This is a genomic window from Chlamydia sp. 04-14, assembly GCF_036632095.1.
Classification (GTDB): Bacteria; Chlamydiota; Chlamydiia; order Chlamydiales; family Chlamydiaceae; genus Chlamydia.
In genome coordinates, this window is sequence record NZ_JAPYKW010000002.1 from 258,517 (window position 1) to 280,615 (window position 22,099).

Here is a 22,099-nt window from a genome sequence, read left to right on the forward strand (position 1 = left end):
TTACCTGTAAAGGTTTCTATCTCAGTTACGCGAGATTATCTAGGGGTGTGAAATAGAAAAATCGCTGGTGTCTTTGTAATTTGTTCAGTCACCTTATCAAGGTCTGTAGATCGCAACCAAGCATCTACCGACCTTGTTGAAACAAACTCTTGATCTCCAGTGATGTCTATACCTATACATAGCTCAGCGTATCCCGGTAAAGTTTCTAGTAACGCTTGGAAGGTATGAACATTGCGATAGGGTGTTTCTATACATATTTGCGTATGTTGTTTCCCTGAACTATTCTTTATGCAACGTGCCCTATCCTTAGGATTTTGTGGAAGGTATCCCAGAAAAGTAAAGTTCTGTCCGGGTAATCCTGATAACATAAGCGCTAAGGTTATAGAACATGGACCCGAAAACGCTTGAATCGGTAAATTAAGAGCGCGAGCGCGACGTACAAGTCCTGCTCCAGGATCTGCAATGCAAGGAAGCCCAGAATCAGAAACTAATCCCCAGTTTTCTTGCTTTTTTACAATAGGCTCAAGATAAAAATCCCAAGCTTTTACCGAACGATCGTTTTTATTTAATACGGCAATGGGAAACTTATGTGTTTCCTGTACTTTCCAAAGACTAAGAAATGCACGTCCCCCGCGATCACTCTCGGCAATTAAACCTTGAAGCTTAGGAACAATCTCTCCAATAACTGCGGGAAGAAGGTCCACACGTCGATTACCTAAGGTATTTGGGAAAATATACAAAGTCATGAATTTGTCATCCTAATCAGCAAAGTCTCAACAGCTATTATAGAGTCTTGGACATTATTCTTAATAATACTCTCGGCATAAAATAAATGACTCAGCGCTTGATGGAGTCGTTCTTTCCCGTAGGAAATAAAAAACCGGTGTTTCCTATCTCCTGTTTCTTCTTCTAAACTACGCAAACCATATAAACACTGACCACGAAGAAAAGCTATCAATCCTAAAGGATCTTCCCCATGTTCATGGAGCAAAGCTTGTAGTAATGTCTGACTTTCTGAAGTGTTCCTCTGCAAAATAGCATCACGCAATTTCCATAGAGATACTTGTTCTTTTTTTACTACGAAACTTTCAATATCTCCGTACTCTAGTGTTTGTTTTTTCCCTATGCAACAAAGTAATTTATGAAACTCAGCAATAAGGTTATGCATCTCTCCTTGAGGAAACTTCTTAATAAAAGCCGAAGCTAAAGCTAAAGAACATGTTATCCCTAAAGAGGAAGCTCTTTGAGAAAGAAGAACCGTCATACGCTTCTCCCTATCCGATTGCCACTCACCAAATAACGATAAGGAAACAGCGGAAGCTAATCCCTTACATAAAGATTGAAAAGACGATTGTTTCGTGGTGAATAAAAATAAAATAAGATGTGGGTGAGGATTTTTTGCATAACGGATAAGAAAATCCCGAGTTTGTTGAGACAACTTCTCAGCTTGGAAAATAGAAATCACCTCTTTAGAGGCAAATAACCCGTAAGATTCTGTCCACTTTGATAAGTCGTTAACTGTCAGTCCTGAAGCATCGAACTCCTGAGTTTTCCCAGAAACAAGAAGCTCTATGCATATATTTTTATCTTCTTCAGAATTTGAACCAATGACTGTAAGAGCTGGAGCCTTTTCCTTATAGAATTTGGAAAAATCTTGGAAGCAAGTGTACTCTTGCATCTCCTAAACCTCCTAGCACATATACGCGTAGAGATTTACTATACCCATTACTCATCTAACTGTACAGAGAGAGTCTATAGAATCTACAATGTGGCAAAAAAAACGGTAAGAAGTTTATAACCCTTACCGTTCACCATCGTCTAACGAAGCTAGTTTCTATCGGGAAACAAGTTTCATTAACTGTTGACGCCAGCCATGAGCTGTACGAACACGGCTTTTAGAACCACATCTTCTTTTAGCTGAAGAAGAACATACACGCTTGCAAGAAGCTGTATGTTTATGATGCTTGTGGCAAGACATAGCAGGCTTTGCTACTGTCTTTCTAGCAGCTGTTTTGCGAGCTGTAGTTTTTCTAACCGCAGGCTTTCTAGCAACAGTTTTCTTAGCTACAGTCTTACGAGCTGTTGTAGTTTTTCTAACTGTTTTGCGAGCTGTAGTTTTCTTAGCAGCAGGCTTACGAACAGTTTTTCTAACTGCAGGCTTTCTAGTAGCAGCTTTTTTAGCTACAGTCTTACGAGCCGTAGTTTTTCTAACTGTCTTACGAACAGCAGTTTTTTTAGCAGCTGTCTTACGAACTGCTTTCTTAGCAGCAGGCTTTCTAGTAGCAGTCTTCTTAGCTACAGTCTTACGAGCTGTAGTTTTTCTAACTGTTTTGCGAGCTGTAGTTTTCTTAGCAGCTGTCTTACGAACTGTCTTTCTAGCAACAGGCTTTCTAGTAGCAGTCTTCTTAGCAGCAGCTTTTCTAGCAGGTTTACGAACAGCTTTAGTAGCTGTTTTCTTGCTGCTACGTTTTTTTTGTACTCCTAACATTTTCATTTCCCCTAATTAGACAGGTAATTACTTACCTCATCTATCGGCAGGAAATTGAAAAAACTTTAATAAAACGCGTATTTATTTTTAATAATTTAAAAACAAATACGCATTACTAAATTAAAAGAAACTTAAAAACAATTACTTAGATAGAAACTTTTCTATGTAATAAATAAGACAACGAACACCGAAACCTGAAGCATATTTTGGATAGAAATCTTCATCTTTTTCACGATATGCAGTACCTGCGATATCTAAATGCGCCCAAGCTACTGGCTGATCTTCAAGAAAACGTTTTAAGAAAAGTGCCGCTGTAATAGCTCCTGCACGGTTACTACCAATATTTTTCATATCAGCAATATCGGAATGCAAAGCTTTGTCATATTTTTCAACAAGAGGAAGCCTCCATAAAGCTTCACTAGTTTCAGCAGAAGCTTCTGAAAGATCCTGTGCCAATACATCATTATTAGAGAAGAAACCAGCGACGTCTTCTCCTAAGGAGACAACCATTGCTCCTGTTAATGTAGCGAAATCAATAATTCTTGTAGGCTTACAATGTTTTAAAGCATAAGTCATTGCATCTGCGAGTATTAAGCGCCCTTCAGCATCTGTACTACCAATCTCTACCGACAATCCTGACATGCCTGTATAGACATCTCCCATCTTATAAGCGGCAGCATCTATAGCATTTTCTGTAGCAGGGATAATGGCTGTAACATTCACGGGAAGCTCTAAAGCAGCTATTCCCGAAAGAATACCTAACACGGTAGCAGCGCCAGCCATATCTTCCTTCATAGTCAACATGGCTTTGCCTGGCTTAAGATCTAAGCCCCCAGAATCAAAAGTTACACCCTTCCCAATAAGTACGGTGTGGTCTTTAGACTTCGGCTTACCTTGATAGCTTAAAACGATAAAACAAGGATCTACAGCAGACCCTTTGGCAACTGCTGCTAAGAGACCCATTTTTTCTTTAAGAATAGCGTCCTTATTTAAAATCTTAGCATCAACGCTGGGAAATTCCTTAGCCAATCCCTTAGCGATATTTGCTAATTTCTGAGGGGTTACCTCGTCTGCATTACCATTTACAAGGTCTCGAGTTAGGTAAACACCCTCAAAAATATTCTCTTCTTTTCTAAAGATTCTATCGGCAATCTTAGGAACAATTCCCATTACATTGACTTTGGTCAATAAAGGATCGTTCGATAATTCCTTAGTATATTTAGGATAATTATAGTTTAAAGACAGGATCCCTGAAGTTAGATTTGCTAAAAAATCCTCTATAGAAATACGCAATTCAGAAATTGTAGGAAGTACAACATTCACTGTCGTGCATTTTGCCTTGCGCAATACACGTGTTGCTTTAGCATAAGCTTCTAAAATCTCTTGAGAAGTTAGTTCTTCGTTCTTTCCTAATCCTAAAAGTAGAAGACGTTTCTCTTTTCCCTGTCCACAGCTATAAATAAGTTCGACTTCCCCGCTTTTTGCTGAGAAGTTGTCTAGGGCAACTTTATAAAGTGATTCGTATTCTTTTCCGATTGAAGCTGCGCATTTAACTTTATCTTTAGACTTCCAAAACGGAAGGATAATCGCATCAGCTTTAACACGTTTACTACAAGACGCTTGAGAATGAAATAGAACCACAATTACCTCTTTATAAAAATCGTTATTTCGTTAGCCATTAAAAAGGCACATCTTCCGATACATATTGTTGACCTTGACCATAGCCAGCATACATATCTTTATCTGCTATAGCTTCAGCATCTAAACTTTCTCCCTCAAATCCTACAGAGACATTGTCATAAGATGTTTGAGCTGAGCTGTCTTCGGCTGATGGAGAACGCGATTCGCTTCTGCCGAAAGGACTAAATTTAATCGTATCAACACTGATTACCAAAGAAGATTGTGGAGTGCCGTCCTTACTCATATAACTTTCTACAGAGATATCTCCCGCGATAATTACCCCTGATCCTTTTTTCAAATAGGGAAGCATTTTATCATAACGGTTGTGCCAGACATTACATTTGCACCATACAGTTTCATCTTTGGTTCCTATGCGAGATTTTACGCCTAGACGCAATACAACTACGCGTTTACCTTTCGAGGTCATTCTTTCTTCAGGATCTGCTCCTAAATAACCGACAAAATAACCAAACATCATAAAATCACCTATTGAATTTCCTTTAGAGCCAACGCTTTTTGCTTATAGCGAGCAGAGGCCGTATTGCCATTTTAATATTACGAAAATCTGACACACCTACAAGGCTTAAGCCTAAAGGTTTTGAAATCTGACTTCTGTTAAGTAGCCTTATTAACACCTCAAAGACACTCATACACATACCATGAATTTATCGAGAAAATCACGTTATTTGTAATTTTATTCATAAATTCGAACTACCCCAGGAGTTTATTTGAAAAGCGTTGTGTACTGTTTATGAAAACATTCAAATACGAAACGCTTCTATCAATATCTAGTTAGGTATGGCCTATGACCTAAACTTCCATAGCAGAGTCTTGGTCAGCTTATCTTAGAAGCTAATATCACGAGACAATGTGTTATACATCTGCCAAGTAATATCGTCAATATGAGTCATTGGAAAATAAGAAAAAAGAACGGTAAAGGATGCTTGAAAAAGCGAAAAAAACACCGTATCTAAGAATTAAATCGTAGAATTACCTAATCAAAGAAGATGCTAGAAAAGCTAAGCACTTTCCACTAAGAAATCAAACAATCATATTTAAGAACAAGGAGCGTCTTTGCCATATAGAAAAAGACCCGTGACGCACCCTGGATTAAGTTACGCACGTATGCCTGTAGGAGGAGGTTGTATTCCACCAGCGCCGCCAGATTGAGGCATTTGAGGCATAGTATCTACAGAAGGTTCCCTACCTGCGCAAATATCAGCACAAACAGTTCGCCACTTCACTACAGTTTCAATAAACAATTGAGCAAATGCCTTTAAAAGATTTGTTTCAGCGTATTTCATATCTAAAACGCAGTGCATCAAAATGAGCTGTTCTTTAGTAGCAACTCCAACGCCGCCTCCAGCCATTTGTCCACCAAGCATAGATCCTTCTAAAAGCTTTTCGTATAAAGCCAATTTTCTTTGAGTATTATCTGGCAAACCATCTAACAAGGGAGCGTAGACATACAAACGATCAGAATGCTCTTCGTAAGTGAGGTGAAGGGAAAATTCGCCATCAACAAACAAAATGCACGTATTGTTCTGATCAAAAGCTACATCGGGGAGCTTTAGTTCTCTAGCAAAATTTTTTAGATTTTCCTCAGCATTTTGCCTGGACATGAGGGAATCTCCTTGTGATAATTGTTATTTCTTTAAGTTAACATATTGTAGATTTGTTAGTAAACGATTTCAAAGACTTAAAATCAAAAACTTTCTTGTTTTTCTCAACCCATTGTGCTATCGAGTTAACAATGGGCAAAATCAGTTTTTATCCAGGCTCTCCACTACCTCTGGGAGCAACTCAGCTTTCTTCTAATCGCTATCGTTTCGCGTTATTTTCTTCACAAGCCACTCAAGTAGTTCTTGCTCTTGCCGATAAGAATTTCCATATCCAAGAAATAGTTTTATCACATGAGAAAAACCGCACGGGAGCTATCTGGCATATAGAGGTAGAAGGGATTTCTGATCAGTGGTCCTATGCTTTTCGCGTAGATGGTCCTACAAGCGCAACAGCTAAGTTCGATTTTAAAAAATACCTTTCTGATCCTTATGCAAAAAACCTCCGTTCTCCACAAACTTTTGGCTCTATAAAAACTTCTGGAGACTATGCCTTTAGTTATTTAAAAAATGAAGAGTTTTCTTGGGAAGGAGATCGCTGTCTCAATTTACCTAAAGAAGAATCAATCATTTATGAAATGCATGTCAGATCTTTTACTTGGAATAATTCTTCTAAAGTACGTTATCCAGGGACTTTCTTAGGTGTTATCGAAAAGATAGACTATCTGAAAAAACTTGGGGTCAATGCCATTGAATTGCTCCCCATTTTCGAATTTGATGAAACTTACCATCCTTTCCGAACTCCTAATACACCTCACCTCTACAACTATTGGGGTTATTCTTCTCTAAACTTTTTCTCTCCCTGTCGACGCTATGCTTATGGCTCAGATCCCTGCGCACCAATCAGAGAATTTAAAACTCTAGTGAAAGCTTTACATAAGGCAAACATTGAGGTGATTCTCGATGTTGTTTTCAATCATACAGGATTAGAGAATACGACTTGCCCTTTGCCGTGGATAGATCTTTCTTCATATTATATGGTGAATTCCCAAGGAGAATTCGCGAACTATTCAGGATGTGGAAACACAGTAAATACTAACCACACGCCTACAACACAATGGATTTTGGACTCCCTACGCTATTGGGTTCAGGAGATGCATGTAGATGGATTTCGTTTCGATCTTGCTTCTGTTTTTTCTCGTGATCCCCTAGGGAATCCCGTTCCTTTCTCACCCATCTTACATGCTATCAGCTATGATCCTGTGCTTTCCGAAACAAAAATTATTGCCGAGCCTTGGGATGCTGCTGGTTTGTATCAAGTGGGTTATTTCCCTACCTTAAGCCCACGTTGGAGCGAATGGAACGGGCAATATCGTGACACCATAAAATCGTTTTTAAATGGGGATCAACATCTTGTTGGCACTTTCGCTTCCAGGATTTCCGGGTCTCAAGATCTCTATCCACAAGGTTCTCCTTGCAACTCGATCAATTACATTTGTAGTCATGATGGATTTACTTTGCGTGATACAGTTTCCTACAATGAAAAACATAATGAAGGAAATGGAGAGGATAATCGCGACGGAAGCAACGCAAATTATAGTTATAATTTTGGAGAAGAAGGCGAAACCAAAAGTCCGAAAATTCTTGCTTTACGTGAACGTCAGATGCGTAATTTCCTATTAACCTTATTCCTTTCTCAAGGGATTCCGATGCTGCAATCAGGAGATGAATATGGTCATACAGCAAAAGGAAATAATAATCGTTGGGCGTTAGATACAGATGCCAATCATTTCCTTTGGGATGAATTATCTAAAAATACTTCTCTTTTTGATTTTGTCTGTAGAGCCATTCGTTTCAGAAAACAACATAAGGAAATTTTCAATAAAGGATTCCTTACTCATGAAAACATTACCTGGCTTGATGCAAATGCGAATGCTATACAACATTGGAATCCTGGTAATTTCTTAGCTTATGAGCTTAGATATGTGAAGTATAGTCTATTCACAGCGTTTCATACCGGAGAAGAAAGCGTCGAAATCCATCTACCAAAATTAAGAGAGAATTTCCTTCCTTATCAAAAAATAGCAGATAGTTCAGGTTTTATATCAGAAAGCCTATCAGAGAAAGTACTTTTAGATTCTTATATGATGCTAGTTGCTATAAGTTATACAAGTCATCCTAGCTAATTTCATTAGCTTCGTCATTCCAAGATTCTATAACTACAAAATCAGCATCTTTATAGAATTTCTCAAGAATTTGACGTGCATTATAACCTTCTACAGCAAGACGATCTACATTAGCTTTAAGCAAGCCATCAGCATCAATAATCAATCCTTCAGGATTATCAACGATCAATCGTGATGTCCAATCTACAGCATCTTCAACGCCATAGAATTGTCGTGTAGCTCCATAACCAGCATAATGATCTTCGGATCCTGTGACATGCCAGAAGTTTTGAGGATTTTTAGCGAGAAGCCTCTCATATAAAGCGGTTCTCTCTAAAATCACACATGCTGATAAAGCTTCCTTATCTAATTCTCTGAGATATTTCGTGGAAAGAATCGATTTAAGATACTCTTCAACAGTTAGCTCATTAGTTACAACAATACAGTGCTTATCTGTCTTATGAATATAAAGAGCTCCCTTATATTGTAGTCCATTTACAAATAGTGATGCAGAATCATCAATAGGTTCTATCTTTAAACACTGGACTCCTGGGAAATTTTCTCCCCATCGAACACCTCCGTAAAGAGCGTGGGCCGCACAACGCAAACCTTGAGGTGAGTGTTGCAATAACTCGCTATCACCATAAAGACGATAAGGACCTTTAGCTTCTATTAGAGCCGTGGTACTCTCATTCAAAAGAAGAACACGAATTTTAGGTTCGGAAACAATAGGTTGAACCATAAAAGTATCAGAAACCTTAACTTCTGTGTACCCGGCTACGCCCATACTGAAGGAAAGTCCTAAAAGGATGTACTTCAATATCTTCACTTTTCTTCTCCTAAACTCTGCAAGTTATCTGAACACCTTTTCAAATGATTATAAGCAATTTGGGTAACCATTCTTCCTCTAGATGTTTTCTTTAATAAACCTTTTAAAATCAAGAAAGGTTCATACACATCTTCTAGAGTTTTGATGTCTTCTCCTACGGCCACTGATAAAGTTTTAATACCTACAGGGCCACCCTGATAATAGTCTATTATTGTGGTGAGGAGTTTAATATCAATCTCATTTAATCCCCAATCATCTATTAATAGCATAGCCAAAGCTTTTTCGGCTACGTCACTATTAATACAATTACCCTCGCGCATTTGAGCAAAATCTCGAACCCAACGCAAAAGGTTATTAGCTAATCTAGGTGTCCCTCTAGATCTCCGGGCAATTTCATGTAATGCTGAAGAATCAGCATCAATCCCTAATAAATTAGAAGATCGTTTGAGAATTGTTGTCAAATCTTCGTCGGAATAATATGACATGCGCCCAGTAAAAGAAAAACGAGCACGCAAGGGCTCACTTAACATTCCGGAACGCGTTGTTGCTCCTACTAAACTAAAAGGAGCAAGATCCACAGAAACTGATCGTGCGCCCGGGCCTGAATCAATAGTAATGTCAATCTTATAGTCTTCCATTGCTGAATATAAATATTCCTCAGCAACTTTTCCCATGCGATGGATTTCATCAATAAAGAAAACATCGCCTTCCTGCAAACTTGTCAACAATCCCAATAAATCAGATGGTTTAACAAGTTGAGGTCCTGAAGCCACAACTAATCCTTTGCCTACGGTATGAGCAACGATATGAGCAAGTGATGTTTTACCCAATCCTGGAGGACCGAAAAACAGACAATGGCCAGGAACTTCTCCCCGTTGCACAGCGGCATGAAGAAACAACTCCAGGCGTTCCGTAAGTTGCTTCTGACCACAGAATTCCCTTAATCCCTTGGGACGTAAAGAAATATCGAACTTTTTATCTTGATGTAAGACAGATACCTGATGTGTCATATGTTACCGCATTTCCCTTAGTCTCACAAAGGATAGGAATTTCTGTCTTCTAAGAAATTTGCATAAGCCAGATTATTTGCTCTTCTTAGAGAAAAATAAAATCTTCGTTTTTTTAAATTTCCATCACATAGCTCATCTGCCAAAATCTGGTTATACATAGGCTAATTCTATAACGTCAATACAAGTCCTTGAGAAAAGATAGATAAGAATATCTTAAAAAAATGAGAACAAAACTAATTAAGAAAGCTCTCTCGCATAAAAATAAACTTAGGAGTGCATGCCTATAGCTAAGAATGATTAAAAAAATCTTAAGAAAAAAATAAGATTTGCCTTTTTCCTACGCTATTATCTAACATCGCCGTAGAATTGCATCGAATACAAAGTTCTTTTCTTTTAGAGAGGCTGCGTATTCTATTTCAAAGTTAAAAGACCTTTGAATTTTTTAGGTATTTGCATATACCGACAAAAGATGTATTCTATTGTCGTGTGGAAAACTGTATCCTCGGCATCGCCAAGATTACGGTTTCTACTAAATCAAAATACTATGAAAACGTTCTATAGAATCTAACTACTAAGGTTTCTAAATGAGCATTAAAGAAGATAAATGGATCCGTAAAATGGCACTGGCTCACGGAATGATCGAGCCTTTCGCTGATGGCCAAGTAAATATAGATGCAGAAACTGGAGAGAAATTAATCAGCTATGGCTTATCTAGCTATGGTTATGATCTTCGTCTGTCTAGAGAGTTTAAAGTATTCACTAATGTATACAATTCTCTTGTCGATCCAAAGCATTTTACAGAAGATACGTTTATCTCTATTACTGATGATGTTTGTATCATTCCTCCGAATTCATTTGCTCTTGCTCATAGTGTAGAGTATTTTCGTATTCCAAGAAACGTCTTAACAATGTGTATAGGAAAATCCACGTATGCACGTTGTGGACTCATTGTTAATGTAACCCCTTTTGAACCTGAATGGGAAGGATACGTTACCATAGAAATTTCTAATACTACTCCCCTTCCTGCAAAAATTTATGCTAATGAGGGAATAGCTCAAGTCTTGTTTTTTGAAGCAGACGAGATGTGTGAGGTCTCTTACGCAGAAAGAAAAGGTAAGTATCAAAAACAGCAGGGAATTACTGTTCCTTTTGTTTAAAGTTAGAAGATGCAAAAAGTTCACTGGCAGAGATGCCTTGAAGAAATTGTGGTTAACTCTTGGTGGTTAATCCTCTGCATGCTTATTAGTGGGTTTATGTATGACCGTGCTATTCAAGAACTGAAACAAGAGGAAATGCGTTTACAGAAGCGTGTATCAGGACTTCAAGAGAAAATCTTTTATGTTGAAGAAGAGCAAAAAGAACTTCGGTTGCATATTCAGCATTGGGATGATCCTGCAGTGATTGAATCTGCTTTAATTCGTAGACTAGGGTTAGTTCCTAAAGGCTATACTAAAGTATGTTTCTCTCCGATTATAAAATCGAAGAGCATGGATTGAGACACAAGCATGATTCCTACTGTTCTGATTTTTCTAATCATATGTTTTACCCTGTGTTCTGGATTTATTTCATTATCACAGATAGCACTCTTCTCTCTTCCAACCTCTTTAATTTCTCATTACAAGCGTTCTAGATATAAAAAACAGCAGTTAGTAGCTTCTCTACTCTCTCATCCCCACCATCTACTCATTACGCTGATCTTTCTTGATATCGGCTTAAATATTGGGATTCAAAACTGTGTAGCTATACTTGTTGGGGACAAAGCCTCATGGTTGCTTATTGTTGGCTTCCCTTTAGCTTTAACTCTGATTTTATGTGAAATTTTACCCAAGGCGGTCGCCCTTCCATTCAACACACAGATAGCCTCTTTTGTTGCTCCTCTTATTTTAGTATTTACAAAAGTGCTCCGACCTTTACTTTACTGGGCAATCAGTGGGATTAACTACATTGTACAATGGATTCTTTCATCTCAGAAGATGGATATCATCCAACCTCAGGAACTGAAAGAGGTCTTACAAAGTTGTAAAGACTTTGGCGTTGTTAATCAGGATGAAAGTCGTCTGCTATACGGTTATTTATCTCTTAGTGATTGTAGTGTTAAAGAGCGTATGAAACCTCGTCAAGATGTTTTGTTTTACGACATTCAGACACCTCTTGATAATCTCTATGATCTATTTTCTCAGCAACATTGCTCGAGAGTGCCCGTATGTAATGATAATTTACAAAACCTATTGGGAATCTGCACAGCGAAAGCTTTGCTACTTCATGGTAAGCCCTTACAATCATCCGAAGATCTTTTGCCTTTATTGAACAAGCCTTACTATATGCCTGAGACAATATCAGCAAAAACAGCCCTATGTCACCTTGCTGCAGAAGATGAAACTTTAGGTATGATCATCGATGAATATGGTTCGATCGAAGGATTAATTACTCAGGAAGATCTCTTTGAGATCGTTTCTGGAGAAATCATAGATCAACGAAGTGAAAAAGTTCTTTATACAATGTCAGGCAAAGATATTATTATCGCAGCAGGCACTTTAGAACTGAGTGATCTCAGTGAGATTTTCAATATCAATCTCCCTACAAATAACAATAGCGCCACTTTAGGAGGATGGTTAACTGAACAGATGGAATCTATTCCCATTACGGGGACAAAACTCACTTGGAACAATCTTATGTTTCAAGTTTTGGATGCGGCTCCTAATCGCATACGCCGAGTATATATAAGGAAAATGCATGACTGATTCTCCTTTCTTTTGGCTTGGGGTCAATTTTGTATGTATTGTCCTTCAAGGATTCTATTCTATGATGGAAATGGCTTGCGTTTCCTTTAATCGCGTACGCCTGCAATACTATCTAACAAAAGATCATAAGAAAGCACGCTATATTAATTTTCTTATCCGTCGTCCTTATCGTTTATTCGGAACAGTGATGCTTGGGGTAAATATAGCTCTTCAAATTGGTTCTGAATCAGCTAGGAATTGTTATAAAGCTCTAGGATTTTCTCCAGATTACGCTCCTTTTACTCAGATCTTTCTTGTCGTAATTTTTGCTGAGCTTTTTCCTTTAACGATATCACGCAAAATTCCTGAGAGGTTAGCGCTCTGGGGTGCTCCTATACTGTATTATTCTCACTATCTATTTTACCCATTAATTCAATTCATAGGGAGTCTTACAGAAGGAATTTATTATCTATTAAAGATAAAGAAAGAGAAGTTGAACTCAACATTAAGTCGTGATGAATTTCAAAAAGCTTTAGAGACGCATCATGAGGAACAAGATTTTAATGTTATTGCCACGAATATTTTCTCTTTAAGTGCAACATCTGCCGAGCAAGTATGTCAACCCTTAGATCTGGTGACAATGTTGCCTTCTACGGCAAATGTTAAGGATTTGTGTCGTAAGATAAGAAATACTGATATGGAGTTTATCCCCGTCTACCATAAGGCACGTAAAAATGTGATAGGGATAGCTTTACCTAAAGATTTTGTGAATAAAAATCCTAATGATGCATTAATTCATAATCTCCATTCACCATGGTTTATCACAGCAAAATCTAAACTGATACGTATTCTAAAAGAATTCAGAGATAACCGCTCTAGCGTAGCTGTTGTATTGAATTCTTCTGGAGAACCGATGGGTATTCTCAGTTTAAATGCGATTTTTAAAATCCTATTTAATACATCAAATATCGCTCAGTTAAAACCTAAAACCGTCTCCTTAATAGAAAGAACTTTTCCAGGAAATACACCATTAAAAGATCTACAGAAAGAGCTAGGAATTGAGCTTACGCGTTATGGAGTAGAAACTCTAGCGCAGTTAGTTTTACAATTACTTGATACTCCTGCAGAAATTGGAACATCAGTAATTACCGATAATCTTCTCCTAGAAGTTAAAGAAGTATCGCTCTATGGAATCAAAAGTGTTTCCATTAAAAATCTACTTTCGTAACGTTACCAAGCGCTTCTCAAATGAGTGCTCACTTTCATAATCTTCTCGATAGCTAAATCAAGATCCTCTTGTGTTAGCAAATGAGAGAAAGAAAACCGTAAGGTAGCTAGCGCTATATCCTGATCAATTTTCATAGAGACTAAAGATTTGAAAGCGGTAGTTGCTCCCGAAGAGCATGCTGAGCCATAACCACAAGCCACACCTTCAACATCTAAAGCTATTTGCATCACCTCGCCTTCTAATGGGGGGAAAGCAATAGCAGAAACGTTATTCACACGAGGTTGATCCTCACAATGAATTCTAATCTCAGGAATACGCTCTTTTAAGCGTGCCTCGAAGTAATTGCGATATTGTAAGATTTTAGAAGTTATTTCTTCTTGTTTTTCAATAAGAATATTGAAGATATAGTATAGCGAGGCAATCCCCCAGAGATTTTCTGTTCCAGAACGTATACCGCCCTGCTGACCACCACCCCAAAGTAAGGGAGAAACCTTAAATCCTGGAGATATAAGAAGAGCCCCTATTCCTGATAGAGCGTGAAACTTATGTCCACTAAAAGCAACCATAGTGACGCCTTTAGGAATGGCTATCTTTTCTCTACCAACAATTGCTGTAGCATCTACGATAAATTGTAAATTATGCTCCCTAGCAATATTAGCAATTACCTCTACATCTATTTTCGCACCGATTTCGCTATTTACCCATCCTAATACGATTGCAGAGGTTGTTGGTGTGATAGCAGCTTCTATTTGTTCGGGACTGATCGTACAGTTTCCAAACTGAGGATCCAAATACGAAACGAGGAGATTGGCATTTTTTAAAGGCTCTATTATTGCAGGATGTTCGCAACTACATGTAATCACGTGACTCCCCTTAGGAAGACTCGCAATAGCTAAATTTAAACTTTCCGTAGCACTCGAAGTATAAATTACCTGTCCCGAGAAAGATAGCGTCTTTTGAATTAACGTTGTCGTTTCATGAATTATCTTCCGAGATTTCTTCCCTGGACTATGTACACTTGAAGGATTAGCATAAATCCCCTCGAGAAAGAGCTGCTGTAGAAATTGCAAAAGACCTGGCTCTAAAAAAGCCATAGCGTTGTTATCCAAGTAGATCATTATACAGTTCCTTAAATCGGATACTACTGTATTCGGACTAATACCACGGTAACATTATCAGATCCTCCACGACTATTTGCTAGGGAAATCAAAATATTTCCACTTTCTTCTAGAGTCGTAGATTGAAGCAAAATATCCCGCATATCTGCATCAGAAACCATGTTTGTCAAGCCGTCCGAGCAGAAAACAAACAAGTCTTCTTTTTCATAAGAAATGTCTCGAATATCGGGGATCACATAGGGGCGACTTCCCAAAACATTAGTCAGAATATGACGATAAGGATACACCTTATCTGATTGTTTAGAAAGCCCATAACGATTTTTCAATTGATTTGCTAAAGAGTGGTCTTCTGTCAAACAGGAAAGCTTTTCACCGCGCAAGCGATAAATCCTACTGTCTCCGACATGAAGTAACCACGCCTTTTCCCTAAGAAACTGCATGAAACTCAATGTAGTTCCCATGCCCTGAAGACGTGATTCCATGAGCCCATGCTCATAAATCAAACCATTAACCTCGGAAAGAATTACCCGCAATATTTCCCGATACTGATCATCTTTAAACTCTTCTAGTTGGGATTGTCTAGCGTCAATCAACTCCATTAAGCTAAAAATAGCTTCGTGAGAAGCAACATCGCCTCCTAAACATCCTCCCATACCATCTGCAATAGCAACAGCTCTCGAGGAAAGATTTACCTGCCAAAAATCCTCATTCCTAGAGCGGACCATCCCAATATCGCTTAGACCAAAATAATCGAAATCTACAGTATTTTGCATGGAAACTATAAATCACTAAACACAGATAAAAAAATTAGAGATTCTCTGAGACTGGTTGGTTCAATCAATAGAAAATTATAATTTGGTATTCTTTCTGGGATATACCAAAACGATAATATTTAGAGAAATTTTTATATTTAGATTTCGTTACTTTCTTACATATAAATTAATACTAATTGTCTAAAATAGAAAAAGTTGAGTTATAATCAACTCATTATAGGAAATAACTAGTTAAAGTCGGGAATCTTTTGAAAATCTCCCGCTAAAATAGAATCGTCACATAGTCCAGAATTATAAATGTCAGTACAACCATCATCTTTAAAACCAGACACTCTACCACTTGATGTTGATGCATCGAGAACTTGTTCTCAATTTGTAAAAAAATATGAGAAAAGACTCGTGGGGTCTATTCTGGGCCTTGCTGGAGTTTTGATTTTATCAGGGATTATCTTTTCTATAGTCTTCCCATTAGCAGCATCTATCATAGTCTTGTCCTTGGCCTCTATTTTAATGGTTCTTTGCTGTCTTCTAGATTTGATAAATACACAATCCGATCCTACAGCTCTACAACCCATCTCTTCCGTCTGTCGCGGATTACCCCCAAGAGAAAATAGCCCCATTGATGAGGCATCAATCGTACGTATACCACTCTCTGTGCCTAAATATGATGATTTATTAACAACCTTGTGGACAGAGTCTCGGTGGTGTAACCTCCCCTATAAAATACGCCCTCTTCCAGATAGCGTTCAACAGGCTGTGTGGCGGCTAAACAGTAACTCCGGAATTATTCTCATATCCACTGTTGGCAATGTCACAGAACCGAGAACAACATCTGAGTGCACACTAATGATGGTAAATCCGACTGATGCGGAAATGAATAGAGGGGATTTGTTTTGGGGACGCTACTCTTTCTATAGTACTGTAAGCCCGAACTGCTGGGAGAGGGCGAAACAAACATCGAGTGGTAACACTATATTAACTCCCGGAACCTGCTCAAAAAAATGTATCTGGGAAACTATTGATGGAATAAGAAATCCCCCAAATACCGGTCTACCCTTCTACTTCTCTCACGTCTACAATCCTCTAACGCCAGAATATTATGATCCGATAGCAGCTTTCTTCGCATGTAAAGAAACCTATATAAAATGTTTTGAAGAGGCCATTTCTGGAGAGATTCCAGCAACTATGGTGCAAATCCCTCTGCTATTCTCTGAGGCAAATCGACAAAACCTATACGACGACGAAGATCTCCCTTCGGATAATCCGCATCTAAAAGCCGCAAAAGCCGCTCTCGTAGTTGCCCTTCAAGAATTTTCAGATAGAAATCCTAACATATTCTTAACAATTGTCGTAGTGAAAGAGCAGGGCATGCCCATAGAATCTCCCTTATTCTTTTTCCGAGAACTAAATTAAATTAAATATTCACAATAAAAGACTTAAAAAGCGATTTTTGTTAAAATAATACAGTTAATACTTTAATTTTGGATAAAAGCATGTCATTATCTTCAACATCTTCAACATCTTCAACATCTTCAACATCTTCATTAACTCCGGATGTAGCGGTAAAACCACAGAGTTTTATCACTCCTGAGTCTTATCATAGAGGATTGAGAAAGGCGAAAGCTCTTTCGATTATTACGGTTGTGGCTGCAGCATTAGTATCCGCTGCGGGTATAGCGGCCGCTGTTGTTACCGGGATTGCGGGTCTATGGGCCATACCTGTAGTTGCTCTTGTTCTTTCGGTAATTTTGGTTCTAGTAATTTATAGAGCACGACCGAAGCTCTCCTTTGTACCTTTTGGTGATGAATCTTTCATCAGCCCTCCGGTTACAGGATTTGCTAATACTGAGCCAGATTTTGCCAAGGGATTAGGAGCTGAACTTCTTCAGCAACAGTAGTAAGACATTTACTACACGTTCTTAAGAATATCAAGGAACCGGGATATATCCACGGTTCCTTTTTTATTTCACACTTTGCACATGCTTTACCGACTCAATACGAGATTCAATTGTGCTAGCAACCGAAACATTGCATAAATCCATTAGCGATAAGCAGTTAGATAGACTAAGAGGCTTTCTTAAATTATAGCGTTGTTTCTCTGAAAAAAGAGAATAAATTAAACTAAGATCCACTAATTAAAAGACTTAAAATCATAACTTCCTCTAAAATGCCTGCAATCAACACTATTTTAGGTGAAAATTATGACATCTGTACCTACATCACCAACTACAATACCTACATCCAACTTCTCTAGTGTAGAAAAAACTGATTTAAATGAGTTAATTTCAAACACCGAGAAGAAAATAAAAAGATGCAATATTTTGGCTATCGTCGTTATAGTCGCTGCTGCCTTACTATCTGCAATTGGCATTATCTGCGCTATTGTAACGGGAGTTGGCGGACTTTGGGCTTTACCAGTGGGTGCAATACTCTCTGCTATAGTTTTATTAATGGCTCTTCATCAACACTGCTCCTATCTGGAGTCTAAATTACCAGCCCCTAAAATCTTAGATGCAGAAGAAGTTAAAAAAGGTCTTGATCTAGATGAGAAACCAAAAGTAGAGGATGATCCAAAAACGCCTGTAGACAGAAGTGGAAAAGCTCATCCCACCGATGGAAGCGAGAAGGTAATAGATCCTAAAAAAGCTAGCGATAGCGACGGGGATAACAAAACCAAAGAAGTTGACTCTAGCAACCAAAATAAAGAAGTAGAAGACTCTGAGCACCCTAGTGAAACTGAAGAATCAGACGAAGAATTTTCTGATGTGGACAGTACCAATGACATAGATCACACCGGTGGTACAAATGATTCTGAAAATACAGGAGGGTCATCCTCTACTGAAACTCATGGTTAATTAACCAGAGATTCTGTCTAAATTTTTCTTTGTTAAGAAAATTATGCCCGTAAGATTACGGGCATTTTTTTATTATTCTCAGATTATCTCTATACATATCTAAAAAAAGACTAAATTCATTCCAAATAAATATGTAAATAGACTTTGCATAAAAGTATTCTTGCGCTTATGAACAGATAGAAAAAGACAATGTTAAGGATAAGTATAGTAATGAAATGGTTTCTTTCTATTCTTGTATTCTCATCCCCTGCGCTATTAATTCCTGGATGCACATTAATTCCTAAAGAATGGGATTGTCCCTGTTCGTATCATCAGCAAGAATCTTCTCAGGCAAAATAACGAAAACCTACAGGAATAAATCTAGGGTTTTCTATGATTTCGGGACTTGTTTTTATTTTTTTCTTTGTTATAACTTAACAGGAACAATAACTCAGTATCCCTATCCATAGGAAAATAAGAATTCCTTTGAAAGAATGGGGCGCTTTACAAAAGTAAAATTCAATACCCGAGCAAACGGTATTCGTTAATGTAAGGACAGCAATTATGCGAAAACTCCTCTTATTAGTTTCTTGTGGACTTTTGTCTATAAACCTATCTAGCTGTTCTCTACCAGCATCGGGGAGCTATCATCCTAAACTTTACAAATCAGGCAGTAAAGCGAAGGGCGTCGTTGCGATGCTGCCAGTATTTTACCGTTCTGGGAAAGTCTCTGAAGTACTTCCATGGAATTTACAATCAGAATTCACTCAAGAAATCGGTAAGAGATTCCATTCTTCTGAAAGATTATTTTTAATTAAACATTCTGCATCTCCACAGATCATCTCACAATTTTATTCTCCTGTGGTTCCCGAGTTTTCTCCGCAAGCAATAGTTGAATTTCTTCCAGCAGAGTTTGTGGTAGCTACAGAACTTTTAGAGCAGAAAACATCACAAGATATGTTTGGCCACGACTCTATAACAGCTTCTGTTCGTGTTCGTGTTTTCGATATTCGTCATAATAAGGTTTCGATGATCTATCAAGAAATCATTGAATCTAGCCAACCTCTTGCTACAACAGCAAGCGATTATCATCGTTATGGATGGCAAACAAAACATTTCGAATCTACACCTATGGGGCTTATGCATCACCGCCTATTTCGAGAAGTCGTTGCCAGAGTTGAAGGTTATGTCTGTGCAAATTATTCGTAATTTATGATGCATTCTTGGTTATTCCTCCTTGTATTTCTAGCTCTAGCAGCTGTTGTATCAAGAAATTTTTTTACCTGGCCAAAACCCTCAGAAAAAACTCCATTACAACTAAGGCATATTCTTGTCGGGGTTGTTCTTTTATTTCTTCCTGGATTGATTCCTTTTATTACAGGATCGCATTCTGATGTCACTGCACGCTCACTACACGGAATCTTTCTAGCGTCGGCTTATATCTTTTATCTTCTAGGATTACCTATTGAAGTTACGCGTAGTGTAATTTACTCGGGAAATAAGCCTGAAGCGACATTTTTAAGAGCAATTTTTTCTGCAGTACGGATGTGGATTATTGTAATCCCTATTACTCAGATCATTGGTCTAGTGCTGAATAAAGGATTGATGCTTATCTTGCCTATGGAGTCCCTACAAGAACAAACGCTGACTCAGGAAGTTCAAGATACTCTGACATCCACAGTGCGTGATCGTGGATTTATTTTAAGTTTAGGAATTTTGATTCCTTTTGCTGAGGAAATATTCTTCAGGGGTTTTCTACAAACCTTTCTAAAAAATAAAATGAATAGAGTTTATGCTCTTTTATATTCTTCAGTAATCTTTGCTCTTACCCATGTAGAGCATTCTTGGGGAAGCTTAGTATTTGTTCCCGTTCTTTTAATTTTTTCTCTATTTACGGGATTTCTTTATGAAAAAGAACGTCATATCGCTGCGCCTATAGTATTACATATACTATTCAACGTTACAAATATCGGAATGTTGTCGGTATAAAATTGAAAAAGAGTAAGTTGGAGAAACACTTCTAGCAAAAGAAAGCTCTTCTTAGGGCTGCTACCTTCCAGTCCTGACCCGGTTCGTAGGTCTCTTCTCTTAAAAGGTCCCCAACTTACTGCTCTTTGATACCATACTCGGTGAATTTTACTAAAGAGGAAAGCCTTTAGTAAATTTCCTATTCTTCACTCTTCTCTTCGAGTTTAGCAAGAGCCCATGCTGTTCTTGCTTCCTCATAAGAAATTGTTTTACTTGGGTCGAAAACATGAGGAGCACGACGACGAATTTTAGCAAGAGCTTCAGCAATAATTGCATCTACTGAAGACATTCCTAGAAATTCCATCTTGAAGCACAACAACAACACAAGAGTAAGAACATCTCCGGCTTCCGAGGTGATTTCCTTAACAGGATACCCCTCATGAACAGCTTCAGAAAGTTCCTTACATTCCTGGAGAATATGGCTAAGTATAGAATCAAAATCCTGATGATCTGTCCAAGGACAGACCCCATCTGAGACCATTTTTCTAACAAGCTCTATCAATTGAGAAAAGTCTATATTTTTCATGAACTTAAACCTTCACAAGTTCAGGATTAGAAATAGTATAAGCATTTTCTAATAACCAAGCCTTTATTTTCCTGTGTCCAGAAGAAAAAGGTAAAGAATCTAAAATCTCTATAGGATAGAGAAACTCAGATTTTGGTTTAGATTTTGCATGGAAGATTTTTGGAATAAGACGTACCTTATAATGGGTAAAAGAATGACGTTGCTCCTCTAATTCTCCATAAAATACTAGCGGAGTTCCTACACGTTCCTCCATTTCTTCGATAAGCCCTTCTATATCCGAAAGATCATCAAAAGACTCAACCTCTATATAAGGAAACTCATATAAACCAGCCATCATCTCCTCGGGTTTTCTCTGTTCAAGAACGATAGCATCTTCATAAAGAACAATTGCTACCCAACGAAATAGTGTAACAATTTTTTTCCTAGCATGACGTATGGGAAGAGATTTTTGCCTACCTTCTTTATAGGCTCCGCACATAGTTTTTAAAGGACAGATTTCACATTTGGGAGCACGCTTACAAATACACGCCCCAAGCTCTATCAAAGCTTCGGTAATTATCTGCGGATCTTTAGCAGGTAAAAGAGATAAGGCAATTCTAAACACCCAAGTCTTAGTAGATTCTAAATCTATAGAAGCATCTATTAAAAATACCCTGCTAATTACCCGCAAAACATTACCATCTACCGCAGCTGTTCTCCTTTTAAAAGCAAAAGCTAAAATAGCATGTACCGTATAGGGGCCCAGTCCCTTTATCTGCATTAAATCTAAAGGATCGTCAGGAAGCTCTCCTCCAAAATCCTTCATCACCATACGGGCTCCATACAAAAGATTCCGTACTCGAGTGTAGTAACCTAAACCTTCCCAAGCTTTGATCACATCTTCTTCTTTAGCCGTAGCTAATGCTTCTATGGTAGGGAACTTCTCCATCCATTCAAGAAAATAATTTACTACAACTTCTGCTCGGGTTTGCTGGAGCATCACTTCGGAAACCCAGACATTGTAAGGTGAAGGATTGTCTCTCCATGGGAAGCTACGCTTATTATCTGCAAACCATTGTTTTAACTTTTCCACAGGAAATTTCTTTGCTCTTTCAGAAAAAGCTATCTTTGCCATACAAATTCTCGTAAAATTTTACCTAAG

23 protein-coding genes and 1 other RNA gene are annotated in these 22,099 nt (G+C 38.1%); 11 read left to right on the top strand and 13 right to left on the bottom strand.

The genetic code is table 11. The features are described from left to right. Positions 1–35 precede the first annotated feature (35 nt). The 6 genes from O6937_RS03710 to O6937_RS03735 form a co-directional block, all read right to left on the bottom strand. Positions 36–746, bottom strand: a complete 711-nt coding sequence (locus O6937_RS03710; protein WP_332390316.1) for an SAM-dependent methyltransferase — start codon at positions 744–746, stop codon at positions 36–38. After that, the gene (gene holA, locus O6937_RS03715) at positions 743–1,678 is read right to left on the bottom strand and encodes a DNA polymerase III subunit delta (RefSeq protein ID WP_332390317.1); all 936 of its coding nucleotides are present in this window, start codon (positions 1,676–1,678) and stop codon (positions 743–745) included. Before holA ends, O6937_RS03710 begins: the two co-directional genes overlap by 4 nt. A gap of 156 nt (positions 1,679–1,834) precedes the next feature. Then, positions 1,835–2,488 carry a histone H1-like repetitive region-containing protein gene (locus tag O6937_RS03720; RefSeq protein WP_332390318.1) on the bottom strand — a complete coding sequence of 218 codons (654 nt, stop codon included), beginning with the start codon at positions 2,486–2,488 and terminating at the stop codon, positions 1,835–1,837. Positions 2,489–2,629: 141 nt separating this feature from the next. Beyond that, on the bottom strand, positions 2,630–4,129 hold the full coding sequence (locus tag O6937_RS03725; protein WP_332390319.1) for a leucyl aminopeptidase: 1,500 nt from the start codon (positions 4,127–4,129) through the stop codon (positions 2,630–2,632). 37 nt (positions 4,130–4,166) lie between these two features. Further along, complete coding sequence (locus O6937_RS03730) at positions 4,167–4,646, bottom strand: single-stranded DNA-binding protein (protein ID WP_332390320.1); 480 nt, start codon at positions 4,644–4,646, stop codon at positions 4,167–4,169. A gap of 637 nt (positions 4,647–5,283) precedes the next feature. Then, positions 5,284–5,790: a type III secretion chaperone Slc1 gene (locus O6937_RS03735; RefSeq protein WP_213240728.1), complete on the bottom strand. Its 507-nt coding sequence runs from the start codon at positions 5,788–5,790 to the stop codon at positions 5,284–5,286. 131 nt (positions 5,791–5,921) lie between these two features. On the opposite strand from O6937_RS03735, the gene O6937_RS03740 reads away from it, so the two are divergent. Further along, positions 5,922–7,913: a glycogen debranching protein gene (locus tag O6937_RS03740; RefSeq protein WP_332390321.1), complete on the top strand. Its 1,992-nt coding sequence runs from the start codon at positions 5,922–5,924 to the stop codon at positions 7,911–7,913. Here the strand turns inward: O6937_RS03740 and O6937_RS03745 are convergent. Together O6937_RS03745 and ruvB are read right to left on the bottom strand one after the other, a co-directional pair. Further along, a complete protein-coding gene (locus O6937_RS03745; protein ID WP_332390322.1) occupies positions 7,906–8,721 on the bottom strand; it encodes a SpoIID/LytB domain-containing protein in 816 nt (271 codons plus the stop codon). The genes O6937_RS03740 and O6937_RS03745 overlap by 8 nt on opposite strands. Then, the gene (gene ruvB / locus O6937_RS03750; protein ID WP_332390323.1) at positions 8,718–9,731 is read right to left on the bottom strand and encodes a Holliday junction branch migration DNA helicase RuvB; all 1,014 of its coding nucleotides are present in this window, start codon (positions 9,729–9,731) and stop codon (positions 8,718–8,720) included. Before ruvB ends, O6937_RS03745 begins: the two co-directional genes overlap by 4 nt. A 584-nt stretch (positions 9,732–10,315) precedes the next feature. Between ruvB and dcd the strand changes: the two genes are divergently transcribed. Genes dcd through O6937_RS03770 form a run of 4 tightly spaced genes read left to right on the top strand, consistent with a single transcriptional unit; the run spans position 10,316 to position 13,679 of the window. Continuing rightward, positions 10,316–10,888 carry a dCTP deaminase gene (dcd, locus tag O6937_RS03755; protein ID WP_332390324.1) on the top strand — a complete coding sequence of 191 codons (573 nt, stop codon included), beginning with the start codon at positions 10,316–10,318 and terminating at the stop codon, positions 10,886–10,888. 9 nt (positions 10,889–10,897) lie between these two features. Continuing rightward, positions 10,898–11,227, top strand: a complete 330-nt coding sequence (locus O6937_RS03760) for a hypothetical protein (RefSeq protein ID WP_332390325.1) — start codon at positions 10,898–10,900, stop codon at positions 11,225–11,227. Between the two features lie 9 nt (positions 11,228–11,236). Beyond that, positions 11,237–12,472, top strand: coding sequence for a hemolysin family protein (locus O6937_RS03765; protein WP_332390326.1), 1,236 nt, complete (start codon positions 11,237–11,239; stop codon positions 12,470–12,472). Then, the gene (locus O6937_RS03770; protein ID WP_332390327.1) at positions 12,465–13,679 is read left to right on the top strand and encodes a hemolysin family protein; all 1,215 of its coding nucleotides are present in this window, start codon (positions 12,465–12,467) and stop codon (positions 13,677–13,679) included. The genes O6937_RS03765 and O6937_RS03770 overlap by 8 nt, the downstream gene beginning before the upstream one ends. A gap of 2 nt (positions 13,680–13,681) precedes the next feature. On the opposite strand, the gene O6937_RS03775 is transcribed toward O6937_RS03770, so the two are convergent. Both O6937_RS03775 and O6937_RS03780 read right to left on the bottom strand, forming a co-directional pair. Continuing rightward, positions 13,682–14,797: a cysteine desulfurase family protein gene (locus O6937_RS03775; RefSeq protein ID WP_332390328.1), complete on the bottom strand. Its 1,116-nt coding sequence runs from the start codon at positions 14,795–14,797 to the stop codon at positions 13,682–13,684. A 23-nt stretch (positions 14,798–14,820) separates the two neighbouring features. Beyond that, on the bottom strand, positions 14,821–15,570 hold the full coding sequence (locus O6937_RS03780) for a PP2C family protein-serine/threonine phosphatase (RefSeq protein ID WP_332390329.1): 750 nt from the start codon (positions 15,568–15,570) through the stop codon (positions 14,821–14,823). Between the two features lie 297 nt (positions 15,571–15,867). Here O6937_RS03780 and O6937_RS03785 point away from each other — a divergent pair, with 297 nt between their 5' ends. The 6 genes from O6937_RS03785 (at position 15,868) to O6937_RS03810 (ending at position 20,393) form a co-directional block, all read left to right on the top strand. Next, positions 15,868–16,983 carry a hypothetical protein gene (locus O6937_RS03785; protein ID WP_332390330.1) on the top strand — a complete coding sequence of 372 codons (1,116 nt, stop codon included), beginning with the start codon at positions 15,868–15,870 and terminating at the stop codon, positions 16,981–16,983. An 80-nt stretch (positions 16,984–17,063) separates the two neighbouring features. After that, positions 17,064–17,468, top strand: coding sequence for a hypothetical protein (locus O6937_RS03790; protein WP_332390331.1), 405 nt, complete (start codon positions 17,064–17,066; stop codon positions 17,466–17,468). 303 nt (positions 17,469–17,771) lie between these two features. Further along, positions 17,772–18,425: a hypothetical protein gene (locus O6937_RS03795; RefSeq protein ID WP_332390332.1), complete on the top strand. Its 654-nt coding sequence runs from the start codon at positions 17,772–17,774 to the stop codon at positions 18,423–18,425. A gap of 210 nt (positions 18,426–18,635) precedes the next feature. Beyond that, complete coding sequence (locus O6937_RS03800) at positions 18,636–18,764, top strand: hypothetical protein (protein WP_332390333.1); 129 nt, start codon at positions 18,636–18,638, stop codon at positions 18,762–18,764. A gap of 204 nt (positions 18,765–18,968) precedes the next feature. Beyond that, entirely contained in the window at positions 18,969–19,613 is a 645-nt protein-coding gene (locus O6937_RS03805; protein ID WP_332390334.1) for a CT253 family lipoprotein, read from the top strand. Between the two features lie 3 nt (positions 19,614–19,616). Continuing rightward, complete coding sequence (locus O6937_RS03810) at positions 19,617–20,393, top strand: CPBP family intramembrane glutamic endopeptidase (RefSeq protein ID WP_332390335.1); 777 nt, start codon at positions 19,617–19,619, stop codon at positions 20,391–20,393. A 14-nt stretch (positions 20,394–20,407) separates the two neighbouring features. Here the strand turns inward: O6937_RS03810 and ffs are convergent. From ffs to mutY, 3 genes are all read right to left on the bottom strand, one after another. Beyond that, positions 20,408–20,508: signal recognition particle sRNA small type (gene ffs / locus O6937_RS03815), an RNA gene on the bottom strand. A 63-nt stretch (positions 20,509–20,571) separates the two neighbouring features. Continuing rightward, positions 20,572–20,958 carry a MazG nucleotide pyrophosphohydrolase domain-containing protein gene (locus O6937_RS03820; protein WP_332390336.1) on the bottom strand — a complete coding sequence of 129 codons (387 nt, stop codon included), beginning with the start codon at positions 20,956–20,958 and terminating at the stop codon, positions 20,572–20,574. A gap of 4 nt (positions 20,959–20,962) precedes the next feature. Continuing rightward, positions 20,963–22,072 (bottom strand): A/G-specific adenine glycosylase, encoded by a 1,110-nt coding sequence (gene mutY, locus O6937_RS03825; protein ID WP_332390337.1) that lies wholly within the window; start codon positions 22,070–22,072, stop codon positions 20,963–20,965. Between the last annotated feature and the right edge of the window lie 27 nt (positions 22,073–22,099).